Annotated in this window: 18 protein-coding genes and 1 pseudogene; all 19 read right to left on the reverse strand. The window is 41.1% G+C overall.

Translation table 11 applies throughout. The annotated features are described in order from the left end of the window. Positions 1–93 precede the first annotated feature (93 nt). The 19 genes and pseudogenes from nox to rpmF all read right to left on the reverse strand — a co-directional run bounded on the left by nox (position 94) and on the right by rpmF (position 20,120). Complete coding sequence (gene nox / locus HMPREF9243_RS06630) at positions 94–1,437, reverse strand: H2O-forming NADH oxidase (protein ID WP_013669341.1); 1,344 nt, start codon at positions 1,435–1,437, stop codon at positions 94–96. A gap of 270 nt (positions 1,438–1,707) precedes the next feature. Then, positions 1,708–1,911, reverse strand: coding sequence for a cold-shock protein (locus HMPREF9243_RS06635; protein ID WP_013668879.1), 204 nt, complete (start codon positions 1,909–1,911; stop codon positions 1,708–1,710). Positions 1,912–1,913: 2 nt separating this feature from the next. Beyond that, positions 1,914–4,697, reverse strand: coding sequence for an isoleucine--tRNA ligase (gene ileS / locus HMPREF9243_RS06640; protein ID WP_013670032.1), 2,784 nt, complete (start codon positions 4,695–4,697; stop codon positions 1,914–1,916). Positions 4,698–5,016: 319 nt separating this feature from the next. Beyond that, complete coding sequence (locus HMPREF9243_RS06645) at positions 5,017–5,709, reverse strand: DivIVA domain-containing protein (RefSeq protein ID WP_013669349.1); 693 nt, start codon at positions 5,707–5,709, stop codon at positions 5,017–5,019. Between the two features lie 13 nt (positions 5,710–5,722). After that, positions 5,723–6,508, reverse strand: a complete 786-nt coding sequence (locus tag HMPREF9243_RS06650; protein ID WP_013669787.1) for an RNA-binding protein — start codon at positions 6,506–6,508, stop codon at positions 5,723–5,725. A 17-nt stretch (positions 6,509–6,525) separates the two neighbouring features. Beyond that, positions 6,526–6,768, reverse strand: coding sequence for a YggT family protein (locus tag HMPREF9243_RS06655; RefSeq protein ID WP_013669306.1), 243 nt, complete (start codon positions 6,766–6,768; stop codon positions 6,526–6,528). A gap of 20 nt (positions 6,769–6,788) precedes the next feature. Further along, the gene (locus tag HMPREF9243_RS06660; RefSeq protein WP_013669488.1) at positions 6,789–7,457 is read right to left on the reverse strand and encodes a YggS family pyridoxal phosphate-dependent enzyme; all 669 of its coding nucleotides are present in this window, start codon (positions 7,455–7,457) and stop codon (positions 6,789–6,791) included. A gap of 4 nt (positions 7,458–7,461) precedes the next feature. Next, positions 7,462–8,751: a cell division protein FtsZ gene (ftsZ, locus tag HMPREF9243_RS06665; protein WP_013670070.1), complete on the reverse strand. Its 1,290-nt coding sequence runs from the start codon at positions 8,749–8,751 to the stop codon at positions 7,462–7,464. A gap of 33 nt (positions 8,752–8,784) precedes the next feature. Continuing rightward, positions 8,785–10,167 (reverse strand): cell division protein FtsA, encoded by a 1,383-nt coding sequence (gene ftsA / locus HMPREF9243_RS06670; protein WP_013669695.1) that lies wholly within the window; start codon positions 10,165–10,167, stop codon positions 8,785–8,787. Between the two features lie 209 nt (positions 10,168–10,376). Next, on the reverse strand, positions 10,377–11,645 hold the full coding sequence (locus HMPREF9243_RS10000) for a cell division protein FtsQ/DivIB (RefSeq protein ID WP_013668687.1): 1,269 nt from the start codon (positions 11,643–11,645) through the stop codon (positions 10,377–10,379). Between the two features lie 11 nt (positions 11,646–11,656). Further along, positions 11,657–12,751: an undecaprenyldiphospho-muramoylpentapeptide beta-N-acetylglucosaminyltransferase gene (murG, locus tag HMPREF9243_RS06680; RefSeq protein ID WP_013669244.1), complete on the reverse strand. Its 1,095-nt coding sequence runs from the start codon at positions 12,749–12,751 to the stop codon at positions 11,657–11,659. Positions 12,752–12,765: 14 nt separating this feature from the next. Then, the gene (gene murD / locus HMPREF9243_RS06685) at positions 12,766–14,154 is read right to left on the reverse strand and encodes a UDP-N-acetylmuramoyl-L-alanine--D-glutamate ligase (RefSeq protein WP_013669746.1); all 1,389 of its coding nucleotides are present in this window, start codon (positions 14,152–14,154) and stop codon (positions 12,766–12,768) included. 9 nt (positions 14,155–14,163) lie between these two features. Beyond that, complete coding sequence (mraY, locus tag HMPREF9243_RS06690) at positions 14,164–15,111, reverse strand: phospho-N-acetylmuramoyl-pentapeptide-transferase (RefSeq protein WP_013668497.1); 948 nt, start codon at positions 15,109–15,111, stop codon at positions 14,164–14,166. A gap of 20 nt (positions 15,112–15,131) precedes the next feature. After that, the gene (locus tag HMPREF9243_RS06695; protein WP_013670017.1) at positions 15,132–17,288 is read right to left on the reverse strand and encodes a penicillin-binding protein; all 2,157 of its coding nucleotides are present in this window, start codon (positions 17,286–17,288) and stop codon (positions 15,132–15,134) included. Next, positions 17,272–17,682 (reverse strand): cell division protein FtsL, encoded by a 411-nt coding sequence (ftsL, locus tag HMPREF9243_RS10005; protein WP_013668707.1) that lies wholly within the window; start codon positions 17,680–17,682, stop codon positions 17,272–17,274. The genes HMPREF9243_RS06695 and ftsL overlap by 17 nt, the downstream gene beginning before the upstream one ends. Positions 17,683–17,701: 19 nt before the next feature. Further along, a complete protein-coding gene (rsmH, locus tag HMPREF9243_RS06705; protein ID WP_013669381.1) occupies positions 17,702–18,658 on the reverse strand; it encodes a 16S rRNA (cytosine(1402)-N(4))-methyltransferase RsmH in 957 nt (318 codons plus the stop codon). Between the two features lie 15 nt (positions 18,659–18,673). Then, positions 18,674–19,104, reverse strand: a pseudogene (mraZ, locus tag HMPREF9243_RS06710) (division/cell wall cluster transcriptional repressor MraZ). A gap of 214 nt (positions 19,105–19,318) precedes the next feature. Then, complete coding sequence (locus HMPREF9243_RS06715; protein ID WP_013668766.1) at positions 19,319–19,690, reverse strand: DUF3397 domain-containing protein; 372 nt, start codon at positions 19,688–19,690, stop codon at positions 19,319–19,321. A 241-nt stretch (positions 19,691–19,931) separates the two neighbouring features. After that, positions 19,932–20,120: a 50S ribosomal protein L32 gene (gene rpmF, locus HMPREF9243_RS10355; protein ID WP_081456691.1), complete on the reverse strand. Its 189-nt coding sequence runs from the start codon at positions 20,118–20,120 to the stop codon at positions 19,932–19,934. Between the last annotated feature and the right edge of the window lie 8 nt (positions 20,121–20,128).

Raw genomic sequence — 20,128 nt, forward strand, 5'->3', positions numbered from 1 at the left:
AATAACCCCCAAAAGTTGAATTCTTAGTCCAACTTTTGGGGGTCACTACATTTTAATCAGTGACTCAGGGCTTTTTGCTTTTCTTAATGGCTGCTATTTATCAGCGCTTAAAGCCGCCATAGTGACATAGTTATAAGGTTGGTTATAGTGAGGCAAGAAGAAGATATCTAGGAGTTGTAATTTATCCATGGTTAATTCTTCTTGGATTGCTAAGGAGAACATGTGGATTAATTGGTGCATATCGTAATGAGAAGCTAATTGGGCACCTACGATCCGGTTACCTTCTTCAGTATAGACAATCCGAATTTTTACCTTTTCATTCTTTTCTTCTGGCATAAAGCCTGGTAATTGTAAGTCTTCATAGTCAACAAATTTCACTGGAATATCGGCTTTTTTCGCAGCCTTAATACTTAAACCGGTGGAAACTAATTTCAAGTCAAAGATTTCAATTCCGTTAGAGCCTTGGACGCCAGCGCCGTCAATGGCAGTCCCTGCTGCATTATGGGCACCAACGATTCCGGCACGAACTGCATTACTTGCTAAAGCAATATAGGTAGTATCTTGCAAAGCATTGGAATAGTTGGTTGCACAGTCGCCCACAGCATAAACATCTGGGTCAGAGGTTTGGAAACCACGGTTTACTAAATATGCGCCATTACCGAAACGTTCCAGGTAGTCTTCACCAAGGTTTGAATTAGGTCTAAAGCCGATACAGTTAATCACAGCATCCACTTCATATTGGCCTTTATCGGTTTTTAGTCCAGTGACCCGTCCATTTTCACCTAAATATTCTTGGGCGAATTCACCGTAATGGGTCTCAATCCCGTTTTCTTTAAGGTTTTCATCCATTAATTGGGAGAACTCTTTGTCATAGTAGGAAGCCAAACAAGTATCTTCAGCATCGAATAATAATACATTCTTACCACGACGTCTTGCTGCTTCAGCAATTTCTACCCCAATATAACCGGCACCAATAACTGCTACGGTATCAACGCCTTCTTTGCTGAGTTCTTGGTCAACCGCTTGGCCTTCTTGGAAGAGTTTTAAGAAGTGAATGCCATCTAAGTCTTTACCAGGTAAGTTAGGAGCAATTGGTGCAGACCCTTCAGCAAGAATTAATTTGTCATAAGATTCTTCAATTTCTTGCCCATCTTTTGTTTTGGCATAAACGACCTTCTTATCAAAATCAACCTTTTCCACATTAGTTTCCAAAGAAATTTTAGCACCTTTGGCTTCAAAATCTTCTGGTTTAGTATAGAAAAGTCCTTCATAGCCATCGATTTGGCGACCTACCCATAAGGCAGTCCCGCAGCCTAAATAACTTAAGTTTGAGTTACGGTCAAGCATGACTAATTCATTGCCTTCTCCATAATTATCTAAAATAGTATTTGCCGCTGCAATCCCAGCATGGTTTGTACCAACAATTACAAATTTCATTTTGCTACCTCCTAAATTTTGTACTATTTTCTACATGTTTATTATATCACGAAGTCATGTAAGCGCTATTTATATTAGCAAATTAGCGTAAAATCAAGGTAAAAAGACACAATTTGTATTTATTTTCACTAACTAGATACAATTATTGTTTATTTTATAACTAAATTAACTTTCCACTTTCCTTTTTTGTTTTTATTTACCCTCTTCTATGGATTAGACAAAAAAACTACCCCAATCAAGCTAGTAATCTGATTGGAATAGCTTATTCATTTATTGAACGTTCACCGCTTGAGGGCCTCTTTGTCCCCAAGCAATTTCAAAAGCTAGAAGATCATTGACCAGCATTTTTTCATAGTCAGCTGCCTGTAAGGCAGTCCGGTGGATAAAAACTTCTTTTTCAAAATAGGGATGAAGGACTTGAATAAAACCATAGCCACGTTTTTCATCGTATGACTTTAAAATTCCTTGGTACATGACTAATCTTCCTCTTTGACTAGTGCTTCAGGGAAGTTTTTAAGGACGATATCAGCACAACGTTGGCAAAGACTTTCTGCTCCTTCAACACTACCTACTGAAGGATAAACGCCCCGGCAACGGTCACACACCTTACCATCAGCCGGAACGATGGCAATGGCATAGTCCTCGTAATCGGCGGCTTGGTCACCTGCTTCTTGATAGTCTTTAATTTCTAACTGGGAAACAATCAGATAAGTTTTTAGGTCTTCCCCAATGCTTTCCAAGAATTGGCGACTATCTTCCTTAGCATAAACAATGACCTTGGCCTCTAAAGACTTACCGATCACTTTTTCGTTACGGGCGCTTTCTAAGCTATGGTTAACGTCACCTCTAAAGTTAAAGAATTTTTCCCATTTTGCTTTTAATGCTTCAGCATTGCTATAGTCTTCTACTTTAGGGAAGTCTGCTAATTGGACATAGTCCTCAGCTTCACCCATGTAGGACCAAATTTCTTCTGTGGTATGGGGAATAATTGGAGTAAGCAGGATAGTCATTTTCTTTAACACTTCGTACATTACCGTTTGCATGTTGCGCCGTTTAGGATCATCGGCTAAGAGAATATAAGTAACATCCTTGGAATAGTCCAAATAGAAACTAGACATGACTTGGGTGAGGAAATTAATGATTTCTTGGTAAATACTGTTGAAATCATAATGATTGTAGTAATCAATGACATGGTCAACTAATTCATTAAGTAGGACCAAGATATATTGATCAATACTGTCAAGGTCATCATAAGCGACATAATTTTCTTTGGCATCGAAGTCAAAGAGATTTCCTAAAGTAAAGCGCAAGGTATTCCGGATCTTCCGATAAGACTCAGCCACTTGACCCAGGATATCATCAGAAATACGAACATCATAGCGGGAATCTACTGAAGCCACCCAGAGGCGTAAAATATCTGCCCCACGTTGGTCACAGACATCATTAGGAGAGACGGTGTTTCCTAATGACTTACTCATTTTACGTCCTTCCCCATCGTTAACAAAGCCTTGGGAAACGACTTCCTTATAAGGCGCATGGTCATTAACGGCAACAGAAGTTAAGAGACTAGAATTAAACCAACCACGGTATTGGTCAGACCCTTCCAGATACATATCTGCTGGATAGGAAAGTTCATCTCGAGTTTGTAAAACCCCAGCCCATGATGAACCTGAGTCAAACCAAACATCCATAATGTCATTTTCCTTGGTGAATTGACCATTAGGCGAATGTTCATTTTCGTAACCCTCTGGAAGTAAGTCCTTGGCTTCTTTTTCAAACCAAATATTTGACCCATGTTCTTCGAAGAGCTTGGCTACATGGTCAATGGTTTCTTCGCTAATGATCGGTGTGCCGTCTTCTGCATAGAAAATAGGTAGTGGAACTCCCCAAACCCTTTGTCTAGAGATGACCCAGTCACCCCGGTCGCGAATCATGTTATAGATCCGGTGTTGACCAGAAGGATGCCACCAAGTCACTTCATTATTGATAACATCTAGGGTCTTTTCACGTATTTTATCTACTGAACAGAACCATTGAGGGAGGGCTCTAAAAATAACTGGTTTCTTGGTCCGCCAGTCATGGGGATAACTATGGACAAAGTATTCTACCTTTAATAAGGTGCCATTTTTAGTCATTTTATCAATGACTAAGTCGTTCCCTTCTTCGTAGAAGATCCCTTCTAAGCCTTCAGCTTCATCAGTAAAACACCCTTGGTCATCCACAGGGGACAAGACATCTAAGCCATATTTAACCCCGACATAGTAGTCATCTTCCCCATGACCAGGCGCCGTATGAACTAAACCAGTACCTGATTCAGTGGTCACATGGTCCCCCAGGATGAGTAGTAATTCGCGGTCATAGAATGGGTGGTTGGCCTTCATCAATTCCAGATCTTGACCTAAGACTCTATCTTCAACATGATAATCGGCCCATTGGAATTTTTCTGCTAAACTTTCTAGCAATTCGCTAGCAACGACATAGTGATGACCATTGACTGCCACTAAACTGTATTCGATTTGTGGATGAACTGCAATAGCTTCACTAGCAGGCAAGGTCCATGGTGTGGTGGTCCAGATAATAAATTCAGTATCCTCTGGTAATTTGCCCTTAGTATCCTTGGCCTTGAAGGCAGCATAGATACTTGGGGTTTCCACGTCTTTATATTCAATTTCCGCCTCAGCTAAGGTCGATTCACTTGAAGGTGACCAATAGACCGGTTTATTCCCCCGATAAATTAAGCCCTTCTTAGCCATTTCACCAAAAACACGAATTTCTTGGGCTTCAAACTTTTTAGTATAGGTAATATAAGGGTCTTCCCAATCCCCTTGTCCCCCTAAGCGTTTAAAGTCTTGGCGTTGGCTATCGATTTGTTGGCTCGCGTAATCTTGACAGATCTGACGAAATTCAGCTGTCGACATTGACTTACGGTCCACTCCTGAATTAGTCACCGCTTGTTCAATCGGTAGGCCGTGGGTATCCCAGCCAGGCACATAGGGACTATAGTAGCCCTGCATGTTTTTAGAACGGACAATGATATCCTTGGTAATCTTATTTAAAGCATGACCAATATGAATATTTCCATTGGCATAGGGAGGGCCATCATGGAGCACAAAGGGTTCATTGTCCTTATTTTGGCTCAAACGTCTTTCATAGACCTGATTTTCTTCCCATTCTTTTTGACGTTCTGGTTCTTTTTTGGGTAAATTTCCCCGCATAGGAAACTTCGTTTTTCCTAAGTTTAAAGTATCTTTCATTTTCATATATCAATTGCTTCCTCTCATTAAAATAAAAAAACACACCGCCCAAAGGGACGATGTGTGCTCGTGGTACCACCCAATTTTACAGATAAAGTTCTGCCTTAAAGTCTTAACGCAACTAACGGCCCAGCTTACTCTACATGTTCAGCTAAACAGGTCAACAGATGATAATCTAAGGCCATAATCATCTATCTCGCACCCCACATAGACTCGCTCAGATTAAAGTACCTTAAACCGTGTTCTGTTATAAATCTTATTGCAATCAATTATACGCAAGAAAAGCTAAATTTTCAACTTCAAAATAGATCCCATTTGCTCAGTTTTAATTATCGCTATCCAGTTTCTCTGCTTCTTCATCAAATAGTTTTTGTGCCTCTTCAGGCATTTGCGCCGGTTGGTCACCAGAAGCTTGGTCAAAAAATTCTTTTTGAGCTTGTTTATGCTTAGCCTCATCCAAAGCTTCTTGGTAGAGTTGGTCAGCTTCCTGGTTACGTACCTGGAAACTCTCCTCAGCTAGGACTTCGTCCAATACCGGTGTCTCCACTTTTTCTTCTTCTTGATCTTCAAAGAGTTCTTGCCATTGCGGATCATCTAAAACTTCTTTTGCATTATTAATCAAGCCTTGCATTTGGAAGATGTAGTAACGCGACATTTCCCTGAGCCGTGATTTCTCTTTAACAATGGTATTGGCTTTATCCGCTGCCGTTTGTAGGAGTTTTTGGGCTTCCGATTCGGCTTTTTGAATAATAAGATCAGCCTCATTCAAGCTATCCGCGCGCACCCGGTCAGCGGCTTGTTGGGCAACTACTATAGACCGATTCACTGAGGCTTCTCGTTCACGATATTCATCGAGCTGGTTATTGACATCGTATAATTCTTGTTGCAAATATTGATTATTGGTCTCCAGATTATCCATGACCATGGAAAGCTCTTTGAGATAAGCGTCGACCTCTTTTTTATCATAACCCCGCATTTTGCTATTAAATGTTTTTTCTCTAACTTGTTTAGCTTGCATCGAAAGTAACCTCCTAGCGATTTTCTAAACGACTTAATTGTACCCGATACTTTCCCTTTTTGCTGACCTTAAGCACCTTGTCTAAGCGCAGCCGACCATGATGTCTAAGCGATAAAATATCTCCTTCTGAAACTGTTTGAGCACTATTGGTTAAGGGCATCCAATTGTATTTTACTAAGCCTGCTTCAATAGCCGATTTTACTTTTGAGCGCGACAAGTTAAAGCCCTCGCTCAAAACCAGATCCATACGAAAAGAAGCTAGTGATCTTTCCAAGGGCTGCCATGGGTCTGCCACTTGGATCCTATCAGCAAAATCAACGGCTTCTAATTTAACACTGACTTTTCCAATACGCTGAATTTGGCTATTTACAAAGTCAATGAGAGAAGCATCAATAAAAAATTGCCAGTCTAAGTCAGAGTGAATAATATCGCCAATTCGATTTCTTTGTAAACCTTGTCCCAATAAAGTCCCTAAGACTTGGCGATGTTCAATATGGTTGAACTTGGCGGCATAATTAATCTGAATCAGGCTAATGTTAAAATCACCATCATTGACCTCCTCATAGCGAGGAGCAATGATCATCCGGCGCATTTCAGCTTGAGGATAACCGCCAAAATCTATAACCTGTATGTCTTCATCTTTACCAATGATGGAATAAACAATGGCCTGCTCTCTAGGATCCAAAAAGTGGCTTAGAAAGGGTTGAAAGGATGAAGCCACTCGATTTTTCCAATTAATCACCTGGTCAACAAAGTCTGCCTCACTCGGCAAGAAATGCATCAAAGTCGAATCGGTCATCTCAAATAACAGTCCTTCTAGCGTAAAACATTTAAGCCACTAATGGCTAATTCTAAGACTAAGATGGCTACAATAGGGCTAAAACTAATGCCGCCGATCGGTGGGATTATCCGTTCAAACCAGTCAATATAGGGCCTGACGATCCGGTCCAATAATTGGCCCAAACGGCTCTGTCTAGCACCTGGCAACCAGGATAAAAGTGCCCAAACGATGATAACAGAAATATATATTTGCAATACATTTTGAATAAAATTAATCATTAACATTCCTACCTTTTTGGCTAGTCTTTGAAGAAAGCTGCCCCTACTCGAATAAAGCTGGCCCTTTCTTTAATGGCAAGTGGATAGTCTTGGCTCATTCCCATGCTAAGCTCGGTGCAAGGAGCGTGCATCCATTGCTGGTCAGCAACTTGGTCACGCAAGCTTGCCAATTGTCTAAAAATTTCTTGAACTTCTGAGTCACTGGCGGCACTCGGAGCCATGGTCATCAGACCAACTACCTTGATTTTCTTAAATTCAGCTAATTGTTTGATGAAGGGAAGGGTCTCTTCCTTTGTTAGACCATGTTTGGAAGTTTCTCCAGATATATTCACTTCAACAAAACATTTAATCTCTTTGGCCGCCCGCTTGTCGATCTCTTTAGCTATCTTTATACGGTCTAAGGCATGGTAATAGTCGATTTCATTAATAACCTCTTTGACCTTTCGTGACTGCAAAGGCCCGATTAAATGCCAAATCACATCATCCGGCATAGCTGCTTTTTTAGCTAATAAGCCTTGGACATAATTTTCTGCAAAGTGACGGATGCCACAATGGTATACTGCCATGGCCTCTTCAGGACTATGATATTTAGAAACGCAAATCAGCGTGACCTTGTTTGAAGAACACGCTGATTGCTTAGTATCCTCTATGATACCTTCAATTTGTTTTACATTCGCTTGAATCGTCATGATCTTAACGACGACGCTTTCTAAAGAATGGTGGTGTGTCTAACTCATCATCTTCACTAACGTTATCAGTAAAGCGGTTGTCTTGTTGGTAGCGTGGGTCTTGGCCACCATAATTACGTCCTGAATCATTCCAAGGCTCTTGGCTTACTTGTCCTTGACGGTTTTGGAAAGCTTGGTTATTTGGAACTTGTTTTTCTTCAAAGTATTCGGGACGGTTCCCCAAATTTCTGGCTTGTCCTTGGTTTTGAAAGGCTTGATCTTGATAATTTGGTGTAGCTTGGCTAACGGGACGTTGCTTTTTTGCCTTACGTTGTTTTTCTTGGCGACGTTCAGGATCAATCCCGGTAGCAATAACGGTTACCACCACTTCGTCATCTAAACGATCATTGATAGTGGTACCAAAAATGATGTTCACTTCGCTAGAAGAAGCTGCACCAACGATTTCAGCAGCGTCTTGGGCTTCAAATAAGGTTAGGTCTTCCCCACCAGAAATATTCAAGAGAATTTGTTCAGCGCCATCAATGGAGACTTCCAATAATGGTGAAGAAATGGCCTTCTTAGTTGCTTCAGCGGTACGGTTTTCCCCGCTTGCTGTACCAATGCCCATTAAGGCTGTCCCTTGGTCTTGCATCACAGTACGCACGTCAGCAAAGTCCAAGTTCACATAGCCGGGTGAGGTAATCAAGTCAGAAATTCCTTGTACCCCTTGGCGTAAGACATTGTCCGCTTCACCAAAGGCTTCCCGCATTGGGGTTTTCTTATCAACAATTTCTAATAAACGGTTGTTAGAAATGGTCACTAAGGTATCCACATATTCCTTCATGTTGGCAATACCTTCTGCAGCTGCACGACCACGTTTAGGACCTTCAAAGGTAAATGGACGGGTAACTACCCCAACGGTTAAGGCACCTAAGTCTTCCTTAGCAATACGAGCAACAATTGGAGCAGCACCGGTACCAGTACCACCACCCATGCCAGCGGTAATAAAGATTAAATCAGCACCTTCTAGTGCTTCGCGAATTTGGTCTTCACTTTCTTCAGCGGCTTTTTGCCCTACTTCTGGTTGGGCCCCAGCACCAAGGCCACGGGTCACTTTAGGGCCTAAGTGAATCTTTGCATCTGCTTTAGAGTTAGCCAAGGCTTGGGTATCAGTATTAGCAACAATAAATTCAACACCCTTAACACCTTCCTCGATCATGCGGTTAACAGCATTGTTACCCCCACCACCAACACCAATGACCTTGATGTTAGCGTTATTGTTGTATTCTGCAGTATTATCAAATTCTAAATCCATAGTTAATCCTCCTAATTTATAAGCAATTCCCTCTTAACTAAACATATCATCAAAAACTTGACGTATTTTTTGTAAGAATCCTTCATCTTCTTGGTTGTCATCTTGATAATCTTGACCAGCATCTTCAGCTGTTGCATAAACATCACGCTCATCATTCGTTACAGAATCCTTATAAGTTGGTTCATCCACAACTGCCTCTTGATGAAGGGCTTGATTGGAAGCTTGGTAACTTGGTTTACTTTGATTACTGTTTACAGAATGGGTTTTTCCTTGAGCAACATGATAAATATCTGGGAGCTTAGCTGCATAAGCCACAACGCCATATGCTGTTGTAAAGCTTGGATTTCTTAGGCCAACTTGTTCAGGAATATAGAACCTAACATCCGTGCCAAACATTTCCTCAGCCAAATCAACTAAACCTGGTAAGGAAGCGGCTCCTCCGGTGATCACAACTCCTCCAGGAAGTTCAAAGGCTTCCACTTGGTCTAGGGCTTTCTTTAGCGTTTCAAATATTTGTTGTAAACGTGCTTCAATAATTTCTGCAAGATACTGTTCATCAACACGAACAGGGTCTTTTTTCCCGATCGTTTCAACTGGGAAATATTCATCAGGACTGGTAACGTCTGATTTTGCGTAGCCATATTCTAATTTAATACGTTCAGCATTTTCTAAAGTCGTATTGAGTATGGTGGAAATATCTTTTGACACATATTCTCCACCTTCTTGATCAACATAAGAGAATTTTAATTGACCTTCATGAATTACACTGGCTGTAGATTGCCCGCCACCCATGTCAATGATAATAGTTCCAAAATCGCGTTCATCTTCCGATAAGGCCACTTGACCATTGGCCAAGGGTTGAACAACTAGGTCATCAACAATGAGACCAGCTTTATCGACACAACGTTTAATGTTGTGAATGATGGTTTTAGGACCGGTAATCATGCTGGCGTATAATTCTAAACGTACGCCAATCATACCACGTGGGTCGCGAATGCCATCAAAACCATCAACGATAAATTCTTCAGGGACAACTGAAATAATTTCTCTCTCTGGGGGTACAGCTCTCACTTTAGCTGCTGATAAGACATTGTAGACGTCCTTGTCGGTGATTTCTCGATTTTCTCCTGAAACGGCAATCATTCCGTAACAAGGTTCAATATTAATTTGATTACTTGGAACGCCGACAACCACTCGATCAATTTGTATGTTAGCTTTCTGTTCGGCTTGGTTTACTGCACTTCTAATCGCTTCGACGGTTTTATCAATATCAACAATTACTCCTCGGCTTAGGCCTTCAGAGCGTTGACTACCAACACCGATAATATTTAAACGTTGATTAACATTTTCGGCAACAACGACTTTGACGGAAGTGGTTCCAATGTCTAATCCTACATATGTTTTGGGTTGAACCATATGATTGAAACCTCCTATTTAATTCTATAAGTATTAGATATGACTATATCGCAATTAATTTTAACATAAATCCTATTAAGACGAAACGAATTTGTTAGTAATCGGTCTTTTTACTTCTACCGCTTGCCCAGCAAATAGGACTATTAATTGTTTTTAATCATTGTATAAGAGACAAGTCCTTTTTTTCAATCCAATTTAATAGATAAATTTTAAGAATTACTTGACCTAGTCTGAGTCACTGTTGATGACTGCTGGCTCGAATTAGTGCCGGGTCTAGGGCTGGACTGACTACTCGTTTGCCTTTGTGAAGAAGTCACTTCCTCACTTGCTCCGCTTTGCTCTCCTCTTGGCTTAGGTTTATCTCCTAGCTTAGACTCGCTGCTATGCTTATCAGCCTTTGCCTGCTTTTCTTTAGACTTTTCCTTGGCCTGGTCCACTTTTTCTTGGTAGGAAGCTTTTTCCTCCGGACTCGCAAAAGGATCGTTGAGGGGATTCTTTTCTTGGAAATAGCTCCCTACCTCCATATTAATTACCCCGGTTTTTCCTTCTAATTCACTAACGATTTGGTCATAGTACTGCATCCGGTCAGCAATACTATCGATAAAACCTACCACGATATTGCCATCTTCCATTTTTAAAGCAATGTGGTTAGGGTAATTATCATCGCTAATATTCACAACTTCATTAATCTTAGCCAGTAAGTCATCAGACAATTTGGAAAGTTGGTTGGCCAGGTGAAGTAGTTCTTGGTCTTCAAAACCAGTAAAGAGGGGAATATCCTGGTCAAGATAAGGAATAGCCCCATCAAGCATAATATGATTTTCCAAAACCGGGTAATAAAAATCTTGTTTCTTCACATAGCCAATGGCACGGAATTCTTGGACATTAACTTCGACCGTTCGATTTCCCTTAGCATTCAGCTGAACACTGCGGACACTGGGGAACAATTGTTTTAAGCGGTTATCCACCACCCCGGTTTTTGATTCAATCCCTAGATAGGTCATATTTTCCCGTAAGCCTGATCCATAGAGAATCTGCTCTTGGGGGACAATATTATTCCCACTTACTTCAATTGTAGCGATACGGTTAAGTGGTGAAAGCCAGAAGGCACTAAAAATAATCATAAAAAGGAAAGCAGCAGCTAAAATCAATCGTGACCATGAGACTGATTTTAACTGCAGTTTTTTGTTCTTTGACCGAGATAAATAGGTCCAATTGATATATTTTCTATGATTAAAAGTCTTTTTGTGCTTTTGCTCTTGATCTTTAGCAAAATCTTCGCCCTTTGCCTCTTCTTCATTTGGCAGGCCTTGTTGCTTATCTTCTAGCCCTAAGTGTTTTTGCGGAAGCGCTTGACTTAGTCCAGGGTCATCACTGGGCTCATCGGCTTGCCCTTCACTTGAAGCCAATTCTTCCTGCTTCTCGGCCTCTTGACGCCGTTGACGAAAGCGTTGGGCTTCCTTATCCCAATCAACCATAATAACCTCCTTTAAAGCAGATCTTTAATAACTTGAATAATCCGATCACTAGCATCAGGGACGCCTAAGTTTTTCGCTTGGTGACTCATTTGGATACGCTTACCCGGATTAGTCATTAGTTCATCAATAGTTTGCAGTAAACGTTTAGGGCTGAGGTCTTTTTCTAGGATCATTTTGGCAGCTTGGTTGTTGACCAAGCTTTCAGCGTTATGTTGTTGGTGGTTATTGGTCACATTAGGACTAGGGATCAAGATACTCGGTGTACCGACTGCCGTCAGTTCGGTGAGCGTCGTTGCTCCGCTCCGACAAACGACTAAGTCTACCTTACGCATAAGTTCAGGCATATTATTGATATACGGCAGGATCCTAACATTGGAAAAGTTCTCCATATTAGGAAAACGAGCCTGCCAATCCTCATAGTAAATATCTCCAGTAGCAATGATACTTTGATAGGACCGGTGTTGTAGTTCACCCACCATGTCCAAAACCACTTCATTGATCCGTTGTGCCCCCCGACTTCCTCCAAAGATAAGTACTGTAGGCAGGTCATTATCTAATTGAAAGCTTTCTAAATCAACTTGAGAACTATCTCCAGCTAATTCTTGGGCCCTAGGGTTTCCCGTAAAGACCACCTTATTTTTGTGATGTTTAAAATCTTGCTTGACCTCAGGATAGCAAATACAAATTTTATCAACATAGCGACTGAGAAACTTATTGGTGACCCCAGCAACACTATTTTGTTCATGAATAATCGTTGGAATGTTCATCTTAGCGGCTTGGTAAAGAACCGGTGCACAAACATAGCCACCTGTTCCTATCACCACATCTGGTTGGAAAGCTTTTAAATATTTTTTACATTGATGAATACTTTTGACCATGTAGGCTAGAGTGCGCACATTGTCAAAGGAAAGTGAGCGTTTTAGCCCCTGGACTCTAATCGTCTGAAAGTCAATGCCCAAATTAGGAACAATTTTCCCTTCAAGACCCATTTCTGTTCCAATATAGAGGAATTCCGCTTGGGGGTATTGCTTTAAAATTTCTTTCCTCAGTGCTAAGGCTGGATAAATATGCCCGCCTGTACCACCACCAGATAAAACGATTCGCATAGTAAAACTCCTTTTTAGCTTTCCTGTTTCTTTAATTCTGCTACTGCATCGATAAAGCGTTGACCACGCACTTCAAAATTAGGGTATTGGTCCCAAGAAGCACAGGCAGGGGATAAAAGAATCACATCTCCTGGCTGGCTTAAACGGTAAGCGGCTTGGGTCGCCTCTTCAATATTTTTAGCGACACTAATTTGAGAAATTCCTGCCTTATTAGCGAGATCGATAAATTTATCCTGGGTTTCTCCCATAGCTACTAAGGCATGCACCTGACCTAGCTCTTTTAATAGTTCTTTCACACCATTTCCCCGATCCAAGCCACCAGCTATCCATACTAAGGGCTCTTTAAAACTGCGTAAGGCTGTGATGCTGGCTTCGTTATTAGTCGCCTTAGAATCATTGTAAAAGCGGCGTTCTTTTATTTGATCAACAAATTGAATCCGGTGTTTGACCCCATGGAATTGTGAACAAGCTGTTTGGATACTTGCATTGCTTACGCCTAATAATTTAGCGATGGCAAGAGCGACTAAGGCATTCTGAACATTGTGTTTACCAGGTAAGAAGAGGTCTTCTCGTTTTAAGACCGTCTCACTCCCCCACATTAGGGTTCCTTCTTTTTCATTATACCATGCCCCTTTCTCCAACTCACTTTCTATAGAAATCGGAATAATTTGGGCAGAACTTTCCTTAGCCTTTTGCCAAAGGATTTCTTGGTCATAGTTTAATAGTAAGTAATCGTCCGGTCCTTGGTTCTTAGTAATCCGCCATTTAGCAGCAAGGTAATTTTCAATACTTCCATGGTAGTCTAAGTGGGTGGGGTAGAGGTCAATAATGGCTGCAATATGGGGGCGAAAAGTTTCAATTCCCATTAATTGAAAACTGGACAATTCTAACACTAAGCGGTCTTGAGAACTTAAGCCTTGGCTGGCGGTTAAGGCCGGAATGCCTATATTACCGGCTACTTCCGTTTTTCCGGTTAATTCCTTAGCGCCTTGTAAGATCTCTCCCAATAAAGAGGTGGTGGTTGTCTTACCATTTGACCCGGTAATGCCAATGACCTCCGCTTGGTTAAACCAGGCTAGAAGTTCAATATCAGTATAAATCGGTAAATTCAACTCTTGGGCTCTTTGAACCATAGGATTACTGTAAGGAATGCCAGGATTTTTGACCATGAAAGCGAAGTCCTCGTCTAGGAGTTCAATAGGATGATAGCCAGAAATAATACGAACATTATGCTCAATGAGATCTTGGGCGGCTTTATTCTCATCTAGGGGCTGTTTATCATTGACAGTCACAATCGCACCTTCGGCAGCGAGTTTCTTAACCACACTCAGACCCGTTTTGGCCAAGCCTAAGACCAAAACCTTTTTATTCTTTACTGTTTGCTTACTAGATGTTTGCTCCATAATATACTCCTAAAAAATAAAAATTCCGATAACACTTAAAGCTGCAGCAATGCCCCATAAAACAAAGTCAATTTTCCACTCGCTCCAACCTTCCATTTCAAAATGGTGGTGGATGGGGGTCATTTTAAAGATTCGCTTACCAGTCTTTTTGAAATAAGTGACTTGAATCATGACACTAGCCGTTTCTACAACGTAAATAAAACCGAAAACTAGTAAACTCCAAGGATTTCCACTCATTAAGCTAATCACCGCTAAGCTAGCGCCAATTGCCAATGAACCAGCGTCACCCATAAAGACTTTAGCAGTTTTCATATTAAAGATTAGAAAACCAAACAAAGAAGCAATCAAGGCAACATTGAAAAGCGCCAGGTCCATCTGCCCTTGTTTTAAGAAGATAATGAGATAGGCAGTTAAGCTAATAATTCCGTTACCACTGGCTAAACCGTCAATTCCATCGGTGAGATTGAAAGCATTTGAAAAACCGGTGATCCAAAAAACCGCAAAAATAAAGACCACTAAAAATGAGGATGTACTAAAGCCAAAGGGAAGCGGTAAGGAAAAGTTTAACCCCGAAAAATACATGGCCAGAATCAGAACGGCTGATGCCATAAGCTGAGATAGAAATTTTTGCTTCGATGTAAGGCCTTCATTTTGTTTTTTGAAAATTTTCAAAAAGTCATCCACAAAACCGATTCCAGCAAAAAGAATCAAAGAAAGCATTAGAGTAACTAAAGGAAGAGAAAAATACGAATGCCAAAGTTTGTGAATGGTCAAGGCCAGCAAACTAGCAAAGAGAAAAACTAAACCTCCCATAGTAGGGGTACCACTTTTTTGCTTGTGCCAGCTGGGACCAATGGCTAAAATTTCCTGACCAAATTGTTTAGCATGCATCCATTGGATAAAGATTGGCATTAAGATAACCGTTATTAAAAAACTCAATATAAAGGTAAATAGCATAAATGATTCTCCCGTTCTCATTATTGTAATTCTACAGTAAGCCCCTGGCCATCAGCAATTGGTCGACCAGGTTCAATATTTTGACTGATCACTTTACCTTCACCATTCACTTTGAGATTAATTCCTAACAAACGTGCTAAGGTAATAGCTTCCGTCTTTTCTAATCCAAGGAAGTTAGGCATTTCCACTTGCCCATTAGTTAAGAGATAAACACGATTATCTAAAGACCGTCTGGTACCCGCTTGTGGAAATTGTTCAATCACCTTATCCCCGTCACCAATGACCTCAACGTTGACAAAGCCATTTCCCTGCATGGTTTGCTGGCCACTTTGGATACTGCTGTTAACCACATTAGGCACTGCTGTTAAATGGGCTTGGTCGGATTGGTCTAACTTCCCATATTCCATCGCCCGTTTCATAAAGGGAACAAAAATTTCTGAAAGCTGTACCTGGGCCAACTTTCCTGCTGAAGGAGATGGTTTCTTTAGGGTTAAGTATAAAATATATTGGGGATGATCGGAAGGTGCAAAGCCGACAACTGAATGTAAATAATTCGATTCACCGGATAAGTAACGACCCGCTTTTTCGTCAAAAATTTCTGCTGTCCCAGTCTTAACCGCTAGGCGGGTACCTTCAACATCATAGATTTTACCAGTACCAGTTGGGGCATAGACGATGGACTCCAAGGCTTTCAGGGTTTTTTGAGCGGTTTCTTCAGAAATCGGTGAAGAAATCACTTCTGGTTTAACAACTTCAATACTGCCATCTTCTTTTTCTAGGCGGTCAATCACATGTAATTTCATCATCTTGCCGCCGTTTCCTACTGCGGTATATGCTTGCATTAGGGCCCAAGGCGTAACTTGAATCCCTTGTCCAAAAGCGGTATTGGCCTTTTGGAGTTCTTCATCATAATTCATCGAACCCGCTATTTCATCAGAAAAACCTGAATTAGGTTTCTGAGTTAAGCCAAACTCCACCATATACTTATGCCAGGTATCATAGCCCATGGCTTGAACCAATTTTACCACAAGCACGTTAGATGATTGGGATAATCCTTCTAACTGGGTAATCGTTCCCCAACCGACCTTATTCCAGTCACTAATGCGGATACTATCCACAATAATACTCCCCGATTGGTAGGTAGCATCAGGATCAAAAACGCCTTCTTCGATGGCAGCAGCAATGGTTAAAACCTTAATGACTGACCCAGGTTCAAAGGCTTCGCCAACCAAAAGATTAGTCCACATATCTTCAATCCCTTTGCGGGTTTGCATGTTAAAAGTCGGTCGTTGGCTGGCTGCAAGAACATTCCCAGTGGAAGGCTCAACCAACATGGCTGTCATCGATTCAGGATGGTAATTATCATAGATGTTAGACATCAAACCCTCTAGGTAGGTTTGTAAACGGGTATCGATGGTCGTGTAGACATCTAAGCCATCTTTAGCTTCACTGTTAGCCGCTTCATTATCATCACTATTGGCATCATTGACAGCGACTTGGTCATGGCCAGCCTGGTAATCTTTGATAGCATTCTTTCCTGCCAGATGGGAGTCTAAGCTCTTCTCTAAACCTAATTGTCCCACGAGGCGACTATCCAGGGGATTTTCTGCTTCTTGAAATTGGGCATAACCAATCACGTGAGAGGCAAAGATTCCCGACGGATATAGGCGGGAAGGTTGGGGGTCAAAGTGGATCCCTTGCAGGTTTTCATTTTGAATTTCTTGCATTTTCGCATAGGAAAGGTTTTTCCCAGCTTGGCCAAATTCAATTTGGGTGGCATTTTCCGTGTTTAATTGTTTGAGGATGTCTTCTTTTGACATATCAATATGCTTACTTAAGACTTCCGCAGTGTGCTCTTTTTGATCATCAGGAACATGGATGGGTTCGGCGCCTTCATCGGCCCAAGCGGAGGTTAAAACAGCGTATAAATTATAAGAAGTAGCATCCGTAGCTATGGCGTTGCCACCAACATCATAGATGGTTCCACGCTTAGCTATTTGAATACTACTTCTTCCATATTGTTGCTGTGCACTTGCTCTTAAGTCCACCCCATCAACTTCTCCACCCAGCATGATATAAGCCAGTCTCCCTACAAAGAGGACAAAAATAAAACTAACCAAAAGCATCATGATATGCAGAAATTGTAAACGGTTTTGCTTGCTATTTTGATGTTTCATTGGTGACATTCCTTATATTTTCTTCTTCTAGCTTCAAGCCGTTGTCCTTAGCATACTGCATAACTCTTTCATAACTAGATAGTTCATTAACTTCTTGTTGGAGATTCCCTTTTTCCGTTTTTAAGGCCTGTGTTTCTCTTTGCACATTTTGTAATTCTTGTCTTTTAGCATCCACTGATGAACGTGCATTAATCAGCCAAAAAATCGCCACCATTAAAAAGAGAATCATTCCTGCTGAAAGCAAAAAATCTTTTCCCGTAAAAAAAGTAGAGGTCTCCACATGGTAGTGACCATTTAAAGATTTTGCTGAATGACTATACCTATGATCAATTTCCTCCTTAGGCAGGGCATATTGAAGTTTAGCTTTCTCTCTTTCAAGTGCTGGTGATGACACATTAACGACTCCTCTCAAATTACTCCGATACCCGTTCAATGACACGTAACTTGGCGCTTTGTGCCCGTGAATTCTTGTCTAATTCTTCCTGGCTGGGATAAATCGGCTTTTTATTTACTAAACGAAACTTAGCTTGGGGCAATTGGCTTTCCAATAAGGGTAACTGGCTAGGAAGATTATCCACAGTGCTGGCCTCTTTAAACATGACCTTGACAATTCGGTCTTCTAAAGACTGAAAGCTAATGGCAGCAATCCGCCCTTCAACCTTTATCAATTGCAAAGCCTGACTTAAGGAACTTTCAATAGCTCCCAATTCGTCATTGACTGCGATACGGATGGCTTGAAAACTGCGTTTAGCTGGGTGTCCACCCTTGCGGCGGGCTGGAGCGGGAATGGCTTCTTTGATAATTTCCACTAATTCAGACGTTCGGGTAATGGCTGCTTTTTGCCGACGGTTTTCAATATTGCGAGCAATGGCCTTGGCAAACTTTTCCTCACCATAGCGTTTGAGGATGCGAACTAAGTCAACGTAAGACCAGTCATTGACAATTTCTTTGGCAGTCAGTGTTTGACTTTGGTCCATCCGCATATCCAAGGGAGCATCCTGCTTATAGGAAAAGCCCCGCTCTCTATCATCTAATTGCGGGGAAGACACGCCTAAGTCATAAAGAATACCGTCAACTTGCTTAACGCCTCTTTGGGCAAGCTGCTCTTCTAACTGAGCAAAATTAGCATGGATCAAAGTCAGTTGTCCAGCTGCAATCGCATCAGCAAAACGCTCCTTAGCATGGTTAATGGCCTGGATATCTTGGTCAAAAGCATAAAGACGGCCCTTGGCTGATAGTTTACTTAAGAGATAGCTGGTATGACCGCCGCCTCCCAGGGTGCAATCGACATAAGAACCATCTTCTTTAACATTTAAGTCATCAACCGTCTCTTTTAAAAGAACCGTAATATGATGAAATGTTTCTGTCATAGGGGCCTCCTTCTCCTAAAGACCAAAATCAAATAGGTTTTCTGCAATATCTTCAAAGTTATCAGAAAGCGACTCAGCTTCTGCTAGCCAGCGCCCTTCATCCCAGATTTCAATCCGTTCACTAACACCAATCACGCGACAGGCCTTTTCTAAATGGGCAAAATCGATCAAGGTTTGGGGAATATTAATCCGCCCTTGCTTATCCAGTTCTACCTCTTGTGCAGCCGAGTAAAAAAACGGGTAAAGGCCCGGGCATCCTTCTTAGCTAAGGGAAGTTGTTTTAACTTTTCCTGGACCAGATCCCAGGTAGCTTTCGGATAACCAAAAATACAGCCATCCAAGCCCCGAGTAATCACAAAGTTTTCCCCTAAATCATCGCGCAATTTAGCAGGCATAATCAGGCGACCCTTGCTGTCAATATTATGTTTATATTCTCCCATTAACATAATTTTTCGCCTTTCTGTGTCCCTGGTCCGCCTAGAATACTAAGATAATATTAGTTTACCACAATCCTCCACAATCCTCCATTATTCCCCAAATATTTTTGAAAATTTACCACATCCCCCACTTTCCTAAAAAAGGGCAGAAAAAAAGCCCAACCTAGAAAGGAAAATGCCCTTTCTAGGCTGAGCTATTTGCTCTAGTATTTACGAAAAAGACCTATTTAATAATAACTTGGATAAAACGAACGATAAGCATAAGTAAGTAGGAAATAGAGGTCAGAACAAAGAGACGCTTGGAGAGTTTCCTAAAGAAACGGGTCCAGCGAAAAGCCCCCTCTCCTTTTTCCTCTTGGTACAAGCCCCAGAGCCCCAGAATCCCCAAAACAATAAAATACAGGGGAAGTAAGGAAAAATAAAAAATGGTCTCAGTTAAATAATGGAAGCATAGCCATAATATAGGATGCATGACATCAATAGGTAACAAGTGGATATGGCGTCCATCATTTAAATACTGACGAAAATAAAGGGCTAAAAATAAAGTTAAAAAAGGCATGAGATAAATGATAATTTCTGTCCATGAAAACGACATTGTCTGACCTCCTTAATGAGTAAAGCTAATAATAGTATCTCAAGCAAATTGATTGAATAAGCTGACTGTTGCCAGCTCTCTCAAAATGACATCTATATACTAACCTAAAGTCAAAAAAAGCAAAAGCCCTTTCATTCAGCAGACATAATAATTAAGTTGCTTGGGAATTAGCTAAAAGAAAAATAAAGTGAAAATAAAAAAGAGATCAGGACTTATGTCCCAACCTCTTACAGCAGAATCATTATTCTGCATCTTCATTATTAGACATCACGTCTTGGCCATCGTAGTATCCACAACTTGGGCAGACATGATGTGACTTACGGTATTCACCACAATTTGGACAAGTAACCATTCCTGGAACTTCCAACTTGTAATGAGTACGGCGTTTGCGTTTTCTTTGTTTTGATGTTTTACGTTTTGGTACTGCCATCTCCATTA

It is taken from the genome of Aerococcus sp. Group 1 (genome assembly GCF_000193205.1).
In the GTDB taxonomy this organism is placed as follows: Bacteria; Bacillota; Bacilli; order Lactobacillales; family Aerococcaceae; genus Aerococcus; species Aerococcus urinae_A.